Below are 17,500 nucleotides of genomic sequence, written 5' to 3' on the forward strand. Positions count from 1 at the left end.
GGCCAAATCCACGTGAAGTGACGAAGAACCAGATATTGTTACTTAATAGCAATCATCCTAAGTCGTAAAGCATTGCCAATCACGCTCACTGAAGAGAGTGACATCGCCGCCGCCGCGATAATCGGTGATAACAGCATACCTGTGAAGGGGTACAAAATCCCTGCGGCAATGGGGATGCCTGCCGCGTTGTAAGCAAAGGCAAAAAAGAGATTTTGGCGAATATTACGCATGGTGGCTTTTGAGAGCTTATGCGCCGTGGCAATACCGGTAAGATCTCCTCGCAGTAGAGTAACCCCAGCGCTTTCTATCGCCACATCGGTGCCGGTTCCCATGGCAATGCCGACATCCGCTGTAGCCAGCGCAGGTGCATCGTTCACGCCGTCGCCGGCCATGACAACAATGCGCCCTTCATCACGGAGACGCTGAATCACTCGGCCTTTATCCTCTGGAAGCACTTCAGCTTCGACCTCATCAATGCCTAGCCGACGTGCCACAGCGTTGGCGGAGGTGCGATTATCGCCTGTCAGCATCACCACTCGAATGCCGTCAGCCTGGAGTGAACGAATGGCTTCTTCGGTGGTTTCCTTGACCGGATCGGCAATGGCGAGCAGCCCAGCTAAATTCCCGTCGATGCTCGCAAAGATGACAGTAGCACCGTCGCTGCGCAATTGATCGGCATGTGTGTCTTGAGACTGGGTGTTAACGCCCTCGCTTTCCATCAATAGCCGGTTGCCCAGGGCAATACGCTTGCCATCTATCTGGCCTATAACGCCCATGCCATTGGGAGCCTCGAAGTCCAACGCTTCTGTTAATTTTACCTCTGCCTCTTTAGCCTTTTCGACTATTGCATGGGCCAAGGGGTGCTCGCTGCCTCGCTCAAGACTAGCTGCCAAGCGCAAAAGCTCCGATTCAGCAATGCCTTCAGTGAGAATCAACTCGGTCACTCGTGGTTTGCCTTCGGTAAGCGTGCCGGTTTTGTCGACGACGACGGTGTCGACCTTCTCTAGACGTTCAAGAGCTTCGGCATCGCGAATCAACACGCCTAACTGGGCACCGCGCCCTACACCGACCATAATTGACATGGGGGTAGCAAGACCTAGCGCGCACGGGCAGGCAATGATCAGAACACTAACCGCCGCAATAAGGCCAAACGCCATCGGCGGGGTAGGGCCCCACAATGACCAGGCGATGAAAGCCACAACAGCAATGAGAATAACGACGGGTACAAAGATGCTGGCGACTTTGTCGGCAAGCCCTTGAATGGGTGCGCGGCTGCGCTGGGCGCTGGCGACCATTTGCACAATCTGCGACAGCATCGTGTCCTGGCCCACCTTGTCAGCGCGCATGACAAAGGATCCTTGACCATTGATGCTGCCGCCAATGACGCCATCGCCGACTTCCTTTTTCACCGCTAGTGGTTCACCGGTAACCATGGATTCGTCAACGTTGGAGCGACCTTCCATCACTTCGCCATCTAATGGCACCTTATCGCCGGGGCGCACCCGGAGACGATCCCCTACCTGAACCTGGTCAAGAGAGATATCTTCCTCATTGCCCTGATCATCAAGGCGTCGAGCGGTAGCAGGCGCCAAGTCGAGCAGAGCACGAATAGCGCCAGAGGTTTTTTCACGAGCGCGTAGCTCTAATACTTGTCCCAGTAAAACTAAAACGACAATCACTGCCGCTGCTTCGAAATAAACGGCCACCGAACCATCGGCTTGACGGAAGGCGTCGGGAAAGATGCCCGGTGTGAGGGTGGCCAGCAAACTGTAGAGCAACGCGGTGCCGGTACCGATCGCGATTAGCGTGAACATATTAAGGCTGCGATGCACTAGCGAACGCCATCCGCGTACAAAGAATGGCCAACCTGCCCAGACGACTACCGGCGTTGCCAGCAGCAGTTGAATCCAGTTAGAGGTTTGCTGGGAAATAAAATGCATAAGGCCAAACACGTGGCCACCCATTTCTAGGGCAAACACGGGGAGGGTCAGTACTAGGCCGATCCAGAAACGCCTGGTCATGTCCTTGAGTTCGTCCGAAGGGCCGGTGTCAGCAGAGACGGTCTCAGGTTCCAGCGCCATACCACAGATTGGACAGTCGCCTGGGCCTTCTCGTCGAACTTCTGGGTGCATCGGGCAAGTATAAATAGACCCCGAGGGTACTGACGCTTGTGACTGTTTGCTTGGCTCAAGATACGCATCAGGCTTGGCAATAAACTTTTCCTGACACTTTTCTGAGCAGAAGTACCAAGTCTTACCCGCGTGATCGGCACGGTGGCGGGAGGTATGGGGATCAACGTCCATGCCACAAACAGGGTCTTTCACCTTTGTCTCGTTATGGTCTTCAGACATCGTTCATTCTCCCCGTTTGGCGAACAAGGCGCATGGCTTCGTGCTCTTCAAGTGCTAAAAGGGAATCTAAGAGCTCTTTAGCCTCAGGAATTTCCGCTTTGCCAACGAGGGTTCGATAAAGGTTTATCGTTTGTTCATGGAAATCAAAAACCTCTCGGCAAATGTCGTCAACACTTAGCGTGGAATAGGGCGCATCGCAGGTACGATGCGTACGGATAGGTTTATGCTCCAAATAGTCATAAACGTAGGTTTTTAATGCTTTCGCGTCAGCAGTCTGTTCAAAGCGCGCCACAACGCGCTGCATTTCCGCTTCCTGTGCAGCTAAGTAATTGAGCAACATGCGAGCGCGCTCTTCTTCGTGTATATCGGCGCAATGAGCAAGGCAAGCTGCAAGATGCTCGTGTAACTGACGGGTCCAATCGATCAATTCACCAAAGGTTCTAACGTCCATTTGGTACCTCCTATAACGCTATTAACGTTAATGAGTGTGAGAGTGCTCGCTATCGTTTGAAGCGTCGCGTTTGGATAGGAAAATCCATTCGCCGAGTAAAAGAGTAGCCATTACTACGCCAGCAACGATGAGCACCATGGGGTCCGAGATGGCTTTTACCCATAAAAAGCCGATTAACACGACAGCATCTAGTAGTATGGCAATGCTAGGAATAACAGGATTAGCCCCCACTCTGTCCTTGAGATGACGAAGCACACCCCAGTGGATGGCCATATCCATGATCAGGTAGAAAATGATGCCTAATGCTGCGATGCGGCTCAGGTCAAAAAAAGCGGTGAGCACTAAGCCAAATACGATGGTGTACACCAGTGTATGCTTTTGTACACTGCCGGGCATGTGGAAATGGCGGTGAGGAACCAGCTTCATTTCTGTCAGCATGGCGAGCATGCGTGAAACGGCAAAGACGCTGGCGATGATACCGCCCGCCGTTGCCAACATGGCGAGAATGACGGTAAACGCAACTGCCGCTTCACCCAGTGCGGGACGGGCAGCGGCGGCCAGGGAGTAGTCTTGGGTTTCGATAATTTCAGGCAAAGATAGGTTGCTGGCAACGGCAAAACCGACAAGGGCATAGATCACCACGCATAGCGCAATCGAGATCGTGATAGCTTTGCCAAGATTCCGCTTAGGATCTTTAAGCTCCGAACCACTATTGGTAATCGTCGTGAAGCCTTTAAATGCCAGTATGCCGAGCGCCGTAGCACCTAAAAAGCCCGTTATCGTAGGCGTAGGTGCATCGTTGCCAGCACCCATTTCGATGGAGTCGGCAATAAACACGCCGACAATACCAAACACTATAATGCCACCTATTTTGATAAATCCGAGCACCGAGGCGACGGTCTCGATCAAGCGGTTGGCGGATAAATTGATCAAAAAGGCTATTAGCAGTAAACCAACCCCGAGTAGGGGCACAAATAGTGAACGATCCCCCAGGTCAAACAACTCAAGCGTGTAGGAACCAAACGTTCTCGCCAAAAAACTCTGTGCGATCACCATGGAAAAATACATCAGGAGGGCATGAAAGGCGGTGGGAAGCGTCGGGCCATACGCTTTCTGTAAATACATGCCAATCCCACCTGCTGATGGGAAGGTATTGGACATTTTAACGTAAGAATAAGCGCTGAAAGAGACAATGACGGCAGCGGCCAGAAAGGCTAGAGGAAATAGCCGACCAGTCATTTCGGCCATTTGGCCGGTTAGCGCAAAAATACCGGCCCCAATCATCACGCCGGTGCCTAATGCAACGGCACCGACCAACGAAAGACTGTTTTCTTTATATTGTGGCGTTCTATCCTGCCCAACCATGAAAGCGACTCCTTGTATTAACGGCAACCACAGCAGCAATAACTGCCGAGGACTCCTGTGCGGTGTTTTTTGATGCTATATAAATTAAATATAGAACCTATGTGCAGCCACATGGCAAATGACTAACGGAAGGTCTGATTTTGCGAGGCCACAGGCAAGCAGCTCTTACCCTAAACTAGCTAGTCTTGCTCCTGGTTGTGTCATGTAGCCGTTATGACTATTAATGACAGCTCCAAGGTTCCTGTTTAGCGTTGTCTTTAACGTTCTGATCGACGAAACGGTAATACTCCTTCTTAAAGCGGTTCCACCGATCAGCGCTGACCTGTATGTCATGGAGCTTGAGAATTTTTTCAACGTCATCGATGCAGAGCCTCAGCGCATCGTAAGCAAGGCTGATATTTCGGTTTTTCTCGTTGTAGACCACCTTATCCATTCCATAGAGTCGGTCGATATCTGACAGCGCTTCTTCAATGCGTTTGGATTTACTAGGCTTGATTTTTAAATTCCGAGTCACCAGTGTGTTTTTGGAAACACCCAAGCGGTGCTCTTGTTGTGTCGTTTTCATGGTCTTTCTCCCAGGCGCGTACATGTATATATAGAGTGGTTCAGTCCTTGTCTATTTTGTTCTTATGACCGCCGTGGTGTTTATGCATGAAAATATGCATCAGTGGGCATGCTGCCAAAAAGAGGAAAGGTAAGAACTGAAATAGGTGGAGACGGTGCTCGGTTCCAATCAGGTATCCCGCCCAAATGACAAACCCAGCAAGTGGCACCCACAACATCAGCAAACGACTACTTGTACTGTTACTCATAATCACCTCAGTAACTCGCCCAAAGAGCCAACAGCAGTTAAGGCCGTTGGTTTGGGAAAAATCAAATAAATAACCCCAATAACAGCATGGATGATTTGTCTGAACGCAACCTGAACAGCATCGGAGGGAAATATGATCCTGATCAAGCGCCTCGCAAAAAGTAGGCGATAATTACCCAAGCGGTATCCATAGCCTCATTCCCATCATCATTAGGTTTTCGGTGAGCGATACAAAGCTTAATGGGTATTACTGTTGCCGACACAGGCGCACTTGAGCTCACGTTTATCGAGGTATATCGCTTTAAAGACAGAACCTGTCACACGGTGCCAACGAATAGCGCCAGTGGCGCAGCCAGCCAGATAAGCGTATCGGCCAGCAATTAGTAGCTTCGGAAGTATCTAGGCGTGAAGGTAAACGTAACTGAAGGGGACTTGGCGCTGGGCGTGCAGGTCATAGTTGAGAAACATGGCGCTAAAGCTCGCTACGCCCTGCAGCTTTTGCAGACCCGGGGGTATGATCGCTGTGGCTACGGCATACTCTAGCACGCGTGCAGTGAATATTATGCACTGAACCTCCCAACTGGCAGAAAAATCGATGAGTAACGCAGTGGCAAAAATTGCCAGCACAGGGCGATAGGTGGTCGCATTAGGGTCTGAAACGCTAACTCCCAGGTGCTCATGAAGCTCTTCATAGCCGCCAATACGTTCATAGCCCAGATATCCCTGGGAAATCGTATCGACATGTTCCTGCTCTGTAAACGCGTCAATCTCTTATCGCGAAGTCAGCAGGTTTACGTTCACCTAAGGCCCATGTGCACGAGCAGGTCAACGATCTACAAGCCAAACGGACATATGTACTCTCCTGTTTGCAACCATAAGCGCGAGCGCTGGAGTGGGTCGTTGTCACCGTTATGAACCTCTTAGTTGTTTATTAACCTTGGCCGCAGAAACTGAGTGCAACACCTGAGCATTTCGCTAAGGTGTTGTCCCATGTCTTACCTCGAACTCAGTATTGAAGAACGTGCCAGCATCCAAGTGGGTCAAGCCCAAGGGATGAGCCTTCGGCATATTGCCCAGCTCCTGGGGCGAGCTCCTTCAACCATCTCTCGTGAAATACGCCGTAACCAAATGGCCCAGAACGGTTACTGCGCCCGGTATGCCCAACGTCAGCGAGAAAAGCGTCGAGAGGTCTGTCGTCCTGCGCGTAAGCTTTTGCCAGGCACCGAGCGGTTTGATCTCATCGTGCATATGTTGCGGCGACGCTTGTCTCCCGAACAAATTAGCGGCAAGCTCAAGACGATGAAACTACCTAATTTGCGCGATGCCTACGTCTGCCGAGAGACCATCTACACGGCCATTTATGCCTTGCCTGTTGGCCACCTTCGCAAGGAACTGATTCACTGCTTGCGACAAGGTAAAACCACACGCAAGCCTCGCCGTGGCGAAGTGGATCGACGTGGACAGATCCCTGACATGGTCAGCATTCACTTACGTCCGCCCGAGGTCAGTAAGCGTGAAATGCCCGGCCACTGGGAAGGCGATCTGATCAAAGGTAAGAATAACGCGTCCGCGGTAGGCACCTTGGTAGAGCTTAGCAGTGGCTATCTGGTCCTCGCAAAAATGGACGACGCCACCGCCACATCCGCCGTAGCAGGTTTTAGTGCCGCCCTGAACCGAATGCCGGCCACCGCTCGAAAAAGCGGGTATCCGGATTAAGTGGTAGATGGAGCCCCCTTGCTCCTTCGAACCCTTAACTCTCCCAGAAGGTTGATAGATCGACGCCGTAGTTTTTCTCAGGCTCGGGAAGACCCATGCTGTAGGTCATGGTGGCCTTGCCCAGGAAGGGGGATTCCTTGATCTGCGGCACCTTCTTCTTGTGCTTGGTGGTGTAGAGCATCCGGGCCCGCATCACCTCGAATGAGTAGCCCCGGCCATCGCGGTTCTTGTCCTTGGCCAGCCGATTGATCGACTCCGTGAAGGCGTTGGTGATTGGGGTGTCGGTTTCGAAGTAGGCCAGCACCTCCTCGCGCCATCCGCTGACGGCGCTGACGAGATCCTTCCACACCTCTTTCTGCCCCTGTGGAATGTCGTCAATCCAGCGGGCCAGCGCCTTTTCGGCATCACGCCGGGTGGTGCTGTCCCAGATGTGGTAGAACCGCTCCTTGTGCTCGTAGGCCGCCAGGAGCTGAGGGAAGGCCCCTGTCCATGTCTCCATGATAAGCCGCTCGCGATCTGAAACGTCGTGGGCACGCTTCAGCAGGATCTTCCTATCGCCCTTGAGGGTCCGCCGCTGGTTTGGCTTCAGATCCTTCCTGAGTCCCTTACGCACCTTCTCCAGGGCTTCGTTGGCCATCCGCACCACATGGAACTTATCGACCACAATGCGAGCCTGCGGCAGTACCGCCTGGACAGCACGGCGGTAGGGTTTCCACATATCCATGCTGACGATCTCGACCTGGTGGCGCTCGGTCATGCTCATGAGGCGCCTCGTCACCGCGTCCTGCTGGCGACCGGGCAGCAGGTCCAGTAGGGTACGCTCCTCCAGGTTGGTCAGGATGCAGCGGTAGCGGCGGTTCAGGTACAGCTCGTCGATCCCCAGGCAGCGGGGTGTCTCGAAACGATGCCAGGCTGCCAGGAACTCAGCCTTCTTCTTGAATATCTCGCGGACAGTCTTCTCGTCGAGGCCCGTGGTATCAGCCACGTAGGCGTAGGGGTGATTGAAGGCTTCCTTCTCGACGTGGTTGTAAAGCCTCCGCGTCATGCGGTGATCGTCTACCATTTCCGGAAGAGCTGGCCGGAACGTCCTTCCACACGCCCGGCAGGTGTAGCGGCGACGGACCACCCAGAGGGTGACCCGCTTTCCGTGGATGGGTAGGTCGCGATAGGCCACATCGCGCTTGCCGAACCTGACAAACTCACTCTCAACGCCGCATTCCTCGCAAGCTAGAGGCTCAGGAGCTTCGACCTGGTAGTGGAGATCATGCTCTTCCATCTTGGTGCCTAGGACGTGGTACTCGGGAAGGTGAAGGATGTTGTCAGGCAAGCTAGTCATGCAAACTTTCCTTGTCGACATGGTCCATAGATGATCGCGACTCTTTGACCGCGTTGTTTTCAACGAACTGAAGGTGAGTTACTCCCTTGGGTCTTCTGCTTCTCTGAGCCCTTCATGCAATGACGCAATTAGCGGGCAAGTGATATTGCCTTGTTGTGCATGGCATCTGTCGACCATTTCGCTCAGCACCTTCTCAATTCTTTCAAGCCTGTCGATCTTCTCGCGAACGTCCCCTAACTTGTGCTCTGCGAGAGCACTGGCTTCTTGACAGTGGGCGCCATCTTCCAGCCGAAGTAGGTCACTGATCTCATCCAGACTAAAGCCCAGCTGCTGCGCCGTTTTCACGAACGTCAACCTGTCGATATCGGCGGCACTATAGCGTCGAATACCTCCGGGAGGGCGTTCGGGCTCCGATAATAGCCCTCGTCGCTGGTAATAGCGGATTGTCTCGACATTGACGCCGGCCGCCTTGGCCAGGCCGCCAATGGTCATGGTGTCCGCCACTTTATCTGCATGTCTCTTCATGATGCTTGACTCCGTACCAAGCTACGGAAGTAACCTTATCGTAGCTCCCCCCATCCCGAAAGGAGAATCGTCAATGCGGACATCTAAAACGGGGCGAGGGCCCCTGGCCGCCGGAGGAGTCGCGGCCCTCCTGGCCTCGGCGTGTTGCCTCGGCCCGCTGGTGCTGATCACGCTGGGCGTTTCCGGCGCCTGGATCAGCAATCTGGCGGCGTTGGAGCCCTATCGCCCGCTCTTTATCGGCGTCGCGCTGGTGGCGATGTTCTTCGCCTGGCGTCGCGTCTTTCGGCCAGTGGAAAAGTGCCAGCCGGGAGAGGTGTGTGCCGTGCCACGGGTCAGGACGGGCTACAAGGCGATCTTCTGGCTCGTATCGCTGCTGGTGCTAATCGCCCTGGTATTCCCCTACATCTTGCCCCTGTTCTATTAAAAGGAGATCTACCATGAAAGCTCGTTTCGCCTTCATCGCGCTACTCGCCCTGCTCAGCACGCCCGCCTTAGCGGCCCTGCAGACCGTGACGCTGTCGGTGCCGGGCATGACCTGTGCCGCCTGCCCGATCACCGTCAAGGCCGCCCTCAACAAGGTGGACGGCGTCTCGCAAGTCGACGTGAGCTACGCGGATCTCGAGGCCGTGGTCACCTTTGACGACGCCCGAACGTCGGTGGAGGCATTGACCGAGGCCACCATCAACGCTGGGTATCCATCAACCCCGACATCCTCGCAAGCGGATCGAGAGTGATCATGAAGAATCCCAAGCCCCTGCTGCGCGTGAGCGTGATCGGCACCGTCCTGGTGGCATTGTGCTGCTTTACGCCGATCCTGGTGATCCGGTGGGCCTGGCGGGGCTGACGGGCTATCTCGACGTTGTGTTATTGCTGGCCCTGGCCTTCTTCATCGGCCTGACCATTTATGCGATTTGGCGTAAGAAGCAGTTCGACGCCTGTTGTGACAACGGCTCTATCAAATCAAGGAATACGCCCCCTGAGTGACATCAAGCAGCTGCACATCGCGGTCATCGGGTGAGTTGTTTACGAGCTTGCCCGCCACGGTGAAGGAATAAGCGTGAAAGATTCGCAGAAATTTTTAAGCGTCGTGCTTGGCACCGGGTTGATGGTGCTGTGTTGCGCCGCGCCAATCGCCCTGGTGCTATTCGGTACGGCGGGCCTGGCCGCGTTGGCAGGCTATCTCGATTACCTGCTGTTTGCCGCCCTGGCCATCGGCTTACCTCTCTACGCGCGATACCACAAGCGGAAGCAGGATGCCGGCTTTACTAATGAAGACTCGGAGAAACGTGATGATTGAACTCAACGTGAGTGGCATGACCTGTGACCGCTGTGCGGATCATGTCAGGGAAGCCCTGGAGAAGCTGCCCGGCGTGCAGTCGGTGGAGGTATCCTATCCTCAGGGGACGGCATCGGTAGCCGTTGATCCGGAGACACCGGCCTCGGCGTTGACGTTTGCCGTGACCCGACTTGGCTACCAAGCTCGACTGGCCAACAGTGGGCCCACTTCCCCGGCAGGCGCATCGGTGTCCAAGGGCCGTGATGAAGACGCCCCGCACATCGCGGTGATCGGCAGCGGCGGCGCCGCCATGGCGGCGGCCCTGAAAGCCGCCGAGCGCGGCGCCCGGATCACCCTGATCGAACGCGGCACCGTCGGCGGTACCTGTGTCAATACAGGCTGTGTGCCTTCGAAGATCATGATTCGCGCGGCCCATATTGCCCACTTGCGTACGGAAAGTCCCTTCGATGCAGGCCTGAGCGCCCAGGCGCCGGTGGTGGATCGGGCCAAGCTGCTCGAGCAGCAGCAGCGACGTGTCGAGGAACTGCGTGACGCCAAGTACGAGGGGATTCTGCGCGACCACCCGGCCATCACGGTCCTGCACGGCGAGGCCCGGTTTATCGATGCCCATAGCCTGATGGTCAAGCTGAACGAGGGCGGCGAGCAGGTCGTCCACTTCGACCGCGCCTTAATCGGTACTGGCGCCCGACCGGCAGTACCGCCGATCCCGGGTCTTGCCGACACCCCCTACCTGACCTCTACCAGTGCGCTGGCCCTGGACACCCTTCCCGAGCGGCTGATTGTGATCGGCGCCTCGGTGGTGGCCCTGGAACTGGCCCAGGCCTTCGCCCGGCTGGGCAGCCGGGTCACGGTGCTGGCCCGCAGCCGCCTGCTCTCCCAGGAAGACCCGGCGGTAGGGGATGCGGTGGAGGCGGCGTTTCGCCGCGAGAGCATCGAGGTCCTCAAGCAGACCCAGGCGAGCCGCGTGGACTACACCGACAATGAATTCATTGTCGACACCAACGCCGGCACCTTGCGGGCGGATCAACTGCTGGTGGCCACCGGACGGACACCCAATACCGAGGCCCTGAACCTGGCGAGCCTCGGCGTGGAAACCGCACGTGGGGCGATTCTGGTCGATGAGCATCTGCACACCACGGTGCCGGGGCTCTATGCCGCCGGTGACTGCACCGATCAGCCGGAGTTCGTCTATGTCGCCGCCGCCGGGGGCAGCCGGGCTGCCGTCAACATGACCGGGGGCGAAGCCACCCTGGACCTGAGCGCCATGCCGGCGGTGATCTTCACCGACCCCCAGGTGGCCACCGTCGGCCTGACGGAAGCCGAGGCCATCGAGCAAGGCTTCAGCGTCGATACCCGCGAGCTGGACCTGGAAAACGTGCCGCGTGCGCTGGTGAATTTCGACACCGGTGGTTTCATCAAGCTGGTGGCCGAACGCGACTCGGGCCGGTTGCTGGGGGTGCAGGCGGTGGCGGGGGAAGCCGGTGAGCTGATCCAGACGGCGGTGATGGCGCTACGCGCACGCATGACCGTACACGACATCGCCAATGAGCTATTTCCCTACCTGACCATGGTGGAAGGGCTCAAGCTCTGTGCCCAGACTTTCACCAAGGATGTGACGCAGTTGTCCTGCTGTGCCGGGTGAACGATATGAGCGCGACCGTGGTGCCACTGGGCGGCGGCACCACGGGTTTTGGGCATGGACACCACAGGGAGCTCTGTCACGATGAACACGACACTACCCGATTGCGGGATGATGGGGGCGATGGGCTGGATAATGCCAGTGATCGGAATTGCCCTACTATTGCTGCTGGTCCTGGGCATCGCCTGTTTGGTGAAGTATCTGCTCTCTAGCAAGTGAGCGTACTGAGCGAGCCATCAACCAGCTAATCCGTTGTGGGTTGAGTTTGTCGGCCACCTTTCTCTCTCGCATACCAACCAGATAATCCGGATACCCGAAAAAGCATGACCTATGATCAGGGGCGTGAAATGGCACAGCATGCAAAAATCACTCAAGAAACGGGCGTTGCGATTTATTTTTGCGATCCCCACAGCCCCTGGCAACGTGGGGCCAATGAGAATATCAATGGTCTTATCCGTCAATATTTACCGAAAGGAACGGACCTTTCAGCACATAGCCAGGAAGAGCTGGACGCCATTGCCTTTGAGCTGAATATGCGACCTCGAAAACGCTTTGGATTTAAATGTCCGATAGAGGTGATGAGCGAGCTGATGGCCAAGTACCATGAAAGCCCATCAACCATCCAATGAGTGTGTTGCACTCAGAGTCTGCATCCGCCAATTGTCTTGTTTTTACGCCGATTGCGGCACTATAAAGTTAGCGAAAATTCCTGAATTAAAGCTGAATTTGTTTGCCGAGATACTAGTTTTTCATAAAAAAGGTCAGCTCATGGCTGACCTTCTTAATTCATGTCAAGACTAAAGGATATCAATAGGCGACATGTAGTTCATAATAACGGTTATCATCACTGCCTCCCCTTGATCTTCCTGTTACCTCAAGCTGATAATTACCCGGTTGCAGCTGACGAACAAGTTCGAAGTGCCCCCGTGGGCTGGAAGCTTCTGCTACCTGCTGTCCCGCCTCATTATAAAGAACAGCTGAAATGCGGTTGCCAGTGCTGGTTGCGCCTGGGAAGTGCTCACTTGCTATCTTCAGCGTAGTCGCTTGTTGAATGTTAATATTGAAACGCTTTGATTGGCCTTGGGCCAGCAATTGTGTAGAAGAGACGCCTCTTTCAAGTAGTGGCAGATCTTGGATGATCGTCCCATAGTTAGCCAATGCAGGCGTTGAAAGAATGCTAGCTACAAGCGCTCCAAAGAGAATTGATTTAACTTTCATGATAACTACTCCAGTGGTTGGTTACATGGTTATATTAGCTGGGGTTTTTGAAATGAAGCTGAATATAAAAATAAAAATAATAAAAAACGCCACCATTTGGTGACGTTAAAAGTTACACACTGCCAGAGTCGTTAGAACATTAGTTTAACACCGGCAACAACTCCAGTATCTTCAGTGTTGTCGCCACTGGCTCGGGAGAGATCTGCAGTGTCGCCGTATTCTTTCTCCCAATAGGCACCGATGTAGGGGGCGAAGCGTCGGGTCACTTCGTAGCCTAGCCGTAGGCCAGCACGAACCGAGTTAAGGCCTTCGCCCACGCCAAATTCTTCAACTTCACTGGCGGCCACGGCAATTTCGGTGCGCGGCTGTAGGTAGAGCCGCTGAGTCAGGCGCAGATCGTATTCGCCTTCAAAACTGGCGGCCACGTCGCCATCTTCACTCACTTGTAATGCCACGTCGGTTTCAATGCCGTAGGGCATTACGCCTTGCAGGCCGACAACCCCATAGGTGCGTTCAGCGTGATCATCGGAGAAAACACCGCCTTGATAACCGATCCCCCCCTGTAACTCCCAAAAATCAGCCACTAAACGACTATAGAGTAGTTCCAAAGACTCAAACTCAGCATCTTCGCCGTCGCCCTGGACATTTTCGCCTTCTGACTTTAGGTAAATGCGGTTGATATCGCCGCCGTACCAGCCTTGAAAGTCCCATACCACGGCTTCTGGGCCTTTATCAGGCACGCTATATTCGAGCCGATCAAACAGTGCCATACCCATATTATGTTCCTCAGTGGGCGCTGGCCAACTGTCTGGTGCCGCATAGCCATCTTCGGCTTGAGCGGTCGTGGCGGCGGCCATGCCAAGGGCGGCGCTGGCGAGGGTTAAGTAGCGCTTAATTTTCATACTGCCTCCTTAAGAAACTTGAACAACGCGGAACATGCCAGCATCCATGTGATAGAGAAGGTGGCAGTGGAACGCCCAACTGCCCTCTGCATCTGCGGTGATCAACGCAGATACGCGCTCACCGGGCTTCACATTTAGGGTGTGTTTGCGTGGTATCAATTCCCCTTGGCCGTTTTCTAGCTCCATCCACATACCGTGGAGGTGAATAGGATGCTCCATCATGGTGTCGTTAATCAGAATTAGGCGCAGCCGCTCATCTTTCTCAAAATGAATAGGGCCGGTCACTTCGCTAAACTTCTTACCGTCGAACGACCACATATAACGCTCCATATTGCCGGTCAGGTGCAGCTCAAGCTCACGGCCTGGCTCACGGCGATCAGGCCATGGTGTGAACGCTTTGAGATCCCGGTAAACCAATACGCGTCGTTCGTCAGGATCAATGCCGATTCCCGCCTGGTTATAGCGAGAGCCCGGCTGAGCTTCACCGGCGAGAAGCAAACCATTTGCGCCTATTTTGGCCTGCTCGGCTGCCATCCCCCCCATAGTAGAGTGATCCATGCCTTGCATGTTGGACATACCGGAGTGATCCATCCCAGCCATGCTGGAATGATCCATCCCCGACATGTTGGACATGCCAGAGTGATCCATCCCCGCCATGTTGGAGTGATCCATACCGCCCATACCGTGGGCACCCATGGCTTCCATACCGCGGTCTGCAATTTGACGGCGTTCAGGAATCTCCGCCTGCATGCCTTCACGTGGAGCTAGCGTGGCGCGTGCATAGCCGCTCCGATCCATGGCTTCGGCGAAGATGGTGTATGCCCGGTCGTCTTCAGGTGAAACCAGCACATCGTAGGTTTCAGCCACGCCAATACGGAACTCATCAACAGGAACGGGTTGCACCGGTTGTCCATCAGCGGCCACCACGGTCATCTTCAGGCCAGGTATACGAACATCGAAAAAAGACATGGCTGAGCCGTTAATCACGCGTAGTCGTATCCGCTCACCAGCTTTGAACAAGGCATTCCAGTTTTCTTGAGGAGAATAGCCGTTGAGAAGATAAGTATAAGTACTACCGGTGACATCGGCGATATCCCTCGAGCTCATGCGCATTTGAGCCCACATGCCGCGCATTTCAGCGGTCTGAGCAAAACCGTTGTTACGAACATCGGCAAAGAAGTCAGCAATCGTGCGCTCTTGGAAGTTGTAATAGCCTTCCATGGTTTTCAGATTACGGAACACCGACATCGGGTCTTCAAAGGTCCAGTCGGTGAGCAGTAGCACATGCTCACGGTCATAGCGGATGGGTTCGCGCTCGGCGGCGTCAATTATCAACGGCCCGGCGTGGCCGAGCTGTTCCTGCAAGCCGGAGTGGCTGTGGTACCAGTAGGTACCGTTCTGACGGACGGGAAAACGGTAGGTAAAGGTTTCACCAGGGGCGATACCTGCAAAGCTAACGCCAGGCACACCATCCATTTCCGGCGGTAGAATGAGACCATGCCAGTGGATGGAGGTGGGCTCGTCCAGCAGGTTGGTGACACGCAGTACTGCGTCTTGACCTTCTTTCAAACGAATCAGCGGGGCAGGACTGGTACCGTTAATGGTAATTGGTTGGGCTTCTTGTCCGTCAATAGGCAACGATTCACGGCGGATCGCCAGCGATACCTCGGGCCCTTCTTCAACGCCCTGAGCATAGACGTTGGTACGGCCCCAGGGGTTTGCCCAGGCGGGGGTTAATCCCATTGCCGCAGCGGAACCTATTCCTAGGGCAGCGCCGCCTTTTAGGACCTGCCGGCGAGAAAGCGGGTGAGAAATGATGCTTGAGCGTGCCATGTGTAACTCCCGTCAATGGTGAATAGCACCATCTTGATGGAAGAAGCTGAATCAAAGCTGAATAGTGATTAATTGACCACTTCAACTGCAAGAGGCAACGTAACCGTAACGCGCAGTCCACCCAGTGGACTACGCTCAAAGCGCGAGTGCCCTGAGTAGCGGGCAATTAACTGCGCAAGAATCGACAGGCCTAAGCCGTAGCCGGGACGGCGTTCATCCAATCGTGTGCCACGCTCTCCCAAGCGCGAAAGATCTTCTTCTGCAACGCCGAAACCGTCATCATCAGTGGTGAGCGTGAGTGTGGTAGTGGAGACGGCAATATCGCAATTAACGCACCTATTCGACCATTTGCCAGCGTTATCGAGCACGATGCCTAATATTTCAGAAAAGTCGTGAGCCTCAATAGGCACTTGGTCTTTCTCGTGTGCCGAGTGGGTAAGGTTGAAAATGCGCTCAGGGTAAAGACTACGGAACATCTCGATGAGCCGTGAACTATCTCGCGTGACGTTCGCCATTCGACCCGCGTTAGGCCCTGCAATACGCGAACGACGCAGCTCTGCAGCTAACTGAGCGTTAATATCTTCAATACGACTGAGCAGTTTATGCCGTCGGTTTTCATCAATGGGCCGATTGCCGCGCAGTACTTGGGTAATTGCTGCCAGCGGGGTTTTTAATGCGTGTGATAGGTTGGCGACCGATTCTCGCGAGCGCTTCAGACGAAGATCAATGTCGTCCATGAACCAGTTCAACTGGTCGACTAATTCATCTAGCTCCGAAGGGGCTACTAATGACAAGCGATCACGTTTGCCTGATCGCAATGCTTCAAGTTGTTGGCGCAGTTGCCAGAGTGGTATGAGTCCACGGTTAACCGCTAGCATGTTGAGTATGATGAGCATCCCTAAAAGCACGGCGGCGATCCCACCAACCCACCAGTGCAAAGCTGCAAGCCCTGCTTCTACTTGGGAAAAATCCTCGCCCACCAATAGCACACCCTGCGTGCCCTGCCACTCAAAATGGCGGCGATAGACGAGCATGTGCTGTGTTCCGCGATTCACATCTATTAGGGCATCGCCGCTCTCATCTAGCAACGGAGCCAGCTGTTGCTGCCATTGCGGGTCAGAAGCGCTGACCGAGCCATTGAAACGGAGTACGTAGAGATGATGAAAGACTTGATAGCCTTGGCTAACCGAGTCGAGCGCAGTCGGTACAGTCGTTTGGTCTTGCTCTAGCTGCGCGACCGCGTGGTTTGCTTCACGTTGTAAGCGTTCACCTAAAAAATCCCTTGCCAGGCTCTGTAAAAAGATCCCGTGCAATAGCCACGTGGTGACCACCACCAGTAGCGCGACGCCGCCTAACCATGCGAGTAGCCGAATGCGTAAACTGCGTCTATCAATGTGAAGCAAAGAAATACCCCTGACCACGTCGCGTTTGAATGACTGATTTACCGAGATAACGGCGCAGACGAGCGATGTAGACTTCCACCAAGTTAGGTGCGGCAGCGTCCTGATCCAAGGCGTAGAGCTGCTCTAGTAGCTGATCTTTCGAGTGAATACGGTCTGGATGAAGCATTAAGTAGCGCAGTAATCGAAACTCCGTTGCTGTTAGCGAACGCCACGTTTCTCCTTCTAAGCACACGCGTTGACCCGCCTCATCCAACGAGACACCGTTAAGCGTAATCACATGAGATAACTGACCAGACTGCCTACGCAACAAGGCCTTCAGGCGAGCCATAAGTTCGGCTTCGTGGAAAGGCTTGGTGAGATAGTCATCGGCTCCGGTTTCAAGTCCGATAACTTTATCTTCCCAGGTATCGCGCGCCGTCAAAATCAAAATAGGCGTACTGCGCTTCTGCTTGCGCCAATGAGCGAGAAGATCTAACCCCGACCCATCGGGCAAACCGACATCTAAAATAGCCAGCTCATAATCCTCGGTTGCCATCAGCGACTTGGCCGCTTTCAATGAAGCGGCCAAATCAACCAGGTAACCGTTGTCCTTGAGACTCTCTGCCAAGCTTTCTGCTAACAAATCATCATCTTCGAGTAGCAACAGTTTCATG

18 protein-coding genes and 2 pseudogenes are annotated in these 17,500 nt (G+C 54.5%); 8 read left to right on the forward strand and 12 right to left on the reverse strand.

Features of this window, described 5'->3' with window-relative positions; all coding sequences use genetic code 11:
- Nucleotides 1-38: 38 nt before the first annotated feature.
- From K7H09_RS15130 to K7H09_RS15150, 5 genes are all read right to left on the reverse strand, one after another.
- Nucleotides 39-2,351, reverse strand: coding sequence for a heavy metal translocating P-type ATPase (locus K7H09_RS15130; protein ID WP_008958466.1), 2,313 nt, complete (start codon nt 2,349-2,351; stop codon nt 39-41).
- Nucleotides 2,344-2,802 carry a hypothetical protein gene (locus K7H09_RS15135; protein ID WP_008958467.1) on the reverse strand — a complete coding sequence of 153 codons (459 nt, stop codon included), beginning with the start codon at nt 2,800-2,802 and terminating at the stop codon, nt 2,344-2,346. Before K7H09_RS15135 ends, K7H09_RS15130 begins: the two co-directional genes overlap by 8 nt.
- Nucleotides 2,803-2,829: 27 nt before the next feature.
- A complete protein-coding gene (locus K7H09_RS15140) occupies nt 2,830-4,167 on the reverse strand; it encodes an APC family permease (protein ID WP_008958468.1) in 1,338 nt (445 codons plus the stop codon).
- A 220-nt stretch (nt 4,168-4,387) separates the two neighbouring features.
- Nucleotides 4,388-4,732 (reverse strand): hypothetical protein, encoded by a 345-nt coding sequence (locus K7H09_RS15145; protein WP_022522184.1) that lies wholly within the window; start codon nt 4,730-4,732, stop codon nt 4,388-4,390.
- 40 nt (nt 4,733-4,772) lie between these two features.
- The gene (locus tag K7H09_RS15150) at nt 4,773-4,979 is read right to left on the reverse strand and encodes a DUF2933 domain-containing protein (RefSeq protein WP_153844206.1); all 207 of its coding nucleotides are present in this window, start codon (nt 4,977-4,979) and stop codon (nt 4,773-4,775) included.
- A gap of 989 nt (nt 4,980-5,968) precedes the next feature.
- Here K7H09_RS15150 and K7H09_RS15155 point away from each other — a divergent pair.
- A pseudogene (locus K7H09_RS15155) lies at nt 5,969-6,679 on the forward strand (IS30 family transposase); the annotation flags it as partial.
- Nucleotides 6,680-6,728: 49 nt separating this feature from the next.
- Here K7H09_RS15155 and K7H09_RS15160 read toward each other — a convergent pair.
- Nucleotides 6,729-8,030: an ISL3 family transposase gene (locus tag K7H09_RS15160; protein WP_033988338.1), complete on the reverse strand. Its 1,302-nt coding sequence runs from the start codon at nt 8,028-8,030 to the stop codon at nt 6,729-6,731.
- Between the two features lie 78 nt (nt 8,031-8,108).
- Nucleotides 8,109-8,555, reverse strand: coding sequence for an Hg(II)-responsive transcriptional regulator (gene merR, locus K7H09_RS15165; protein WP_006911920.1), 447 nt, complete (start codon nt 8,553-8,555; stop codon nt 8,109-8,111).
- A 73-nt stretch (nt 8,556-8,628) separates the two neighbouring features.
- Here merR and merT point away from each other — a divergent pair, with 73 nt between their 5' ends.
- The 7 genes and pseudogenes from merT to K7H09_RS15195 form a co-directional block, all read left to right on the forward strand.
- The gene (gene merT / locus K7H09_RS15170; RefSeq protein WP_027965778.1) at nt 8,629-8,979 is read left to right on the forward strand and encodes a mercuric ion transporter MerT; all 351 of its coding nucleotides are present in this window, start codon (nt 8,629-8,631) and stop codon (nt 8,977-8,979) included.
- A 13-nt stretch (nt 8,980-8,992) separates the two neighbouring features.
- The gene (gene merP, locus K7H09_RS15175; protein WP_022519794.1) at nt 8,993-9,289 is read left to right on the forward strand and encodes a mercury resistance system periplasmic binding protein MerP; all 297 of its coding nucleotides are present in this window, start codon (nt 8,993-8,995) and stop codon (nt 9,287-9,289) included.
- Between the two features lie 61 nt (nt 9,290-9,350).
- Nucleotides 9,351-9,539 carry a mercury resistance system transport protein MerF gene (locus K7H09_RS15180; protein WP_230805094.1) on the forward strand — a complete coding sequence of 63 codons (189 nt, stop codon included), beginning with the start codon at nt 9,351-9,353 and terminating at the stop codon, nt 9,537-9,539.
- Nucleotides 9,540-9,612: 73 nt separating this feature from the next.
- Nucleotides 9,613-9,852, forward strand: a complete 240-nt coding sequence (merF, locus tag K7H09_RS15185) for a mercury resistance system transport protein MerF (RefSeq protein WP_027965777.1) — start codon at nt 9,613-9,615, stop codon at nt 9,850-9,852.
- A complete protein-coding gene (gene merA / locus K7H09_RS15190; protein ID WP_082051506.1) occupies nt 9,845-11,494 on the forward strand; it encodes a mercury(II) reductase in 1,650 nt (549 codons plus the stop codon). The genes merF and merA overlap by 8 nt, the downstream gene beginning before the upstream one ends.
- A gap of 81 nt (nt 11,495-11,575) precedes the next feature.
- On the forward strand, nt 11,576-11,710 hold the full coding sequence (locus K7H09_RS24465) for a hypothetical protein (RefSeq protein ID WP_008957399.1): 135 nt from the start codon (nt 11,576-11,578) through the stop codon (nt 11,708-11,710).
- Between the two features lie 95 nt (nt 11,711-11,805).
- A pseudogene (locus tag K7H09_RS15195) lies at nt 11,806-12,120 on the forward strand (IS30 family transposase); the annotation flags it as partial.
- Nucleotides 12,121-12,298: 178 nt separating this feature from the next.
- On the opposite strand, the gene K7H09_RS15200 reads toward K7H09_RS15195, so the two are convergent.
- The 5 genes from K7H09_RS15200 to K7H09_RS15220 all read right to left on the reverse strand — a co-directional run bounded on the left by K7H09_RS15200 (nt 12,299) and on the right by K7H09_RS15220 (nt 17,499).
- Nucleotides 12,299-12,709 (reverse strand): hypothetical protein, encoded by a 411-nt coding sequence (locus tag K7H09_RS15200; RefSeq protein ID WP_230805096.1) that lies wholly within the window; start codon nt 12,707-12,709, stop codon nt 12,299-12,301.
- A gap of 131 nt (nt 12,710-12,840) precedes the next feature.
- A complete protein-coding gene (locus tag K7H09_RS15205) occupies nt 12,841-13,611 on the reverse strand; it encodes a copper resistance protein B (protein WP_050713463.1) in 771 nt (256 codons plus the stop codon).
- A 9-nt stretch (nt 13,612-13,620) separates the two neighbouring features.
- Nucleotides 13,621-15,444 (reverse strand): copper resistance system multicopper oxidase, encoded by a 1,824-nt coding sequence (locus K7H09_RS15210; protein ID WP_230805098.1) that lies wholly within the window; start codon nt 15,442-15,444, stop codon nt 13,621-13,623.
- Nucleotides 15,445-15,512: 68 nt separating this feature from the next.
- Nucleotides 15,513-16,847, reverse strand: coding sequence for a sensor histidine kinase (locus K7H09_RS15215; protein WP_230805100.1), 1,335 nt, complete (start codon nt 16,845-16,847; stop codon nt 15,513-15,515).
- Entirely contained in the window at nt 16,834-17,499 is a 666-nt protein-coding gene (locus K7H09_RS15220) for a response regulator transcription factor (protein WP_009288249.1), read from the reverse strand. Before K7H09_RS15220 ends, K7H09_RS15215 begins: the two co-directional genes overlap by 14 nt.
- Nucleotide 17,500: the final 1 nt, after the last annotated feature.

The sequence above is a fragment of the Halomonas sp. IOP_14 genome (assembly GCF_021021315.1).
Classification (GTDB): Bacteria; Pseudomonadota; Gammaproteobacteria; order Pseudomonadales; family Halomonadaceae; genus Vreelandella; species Vreelandella titanicae.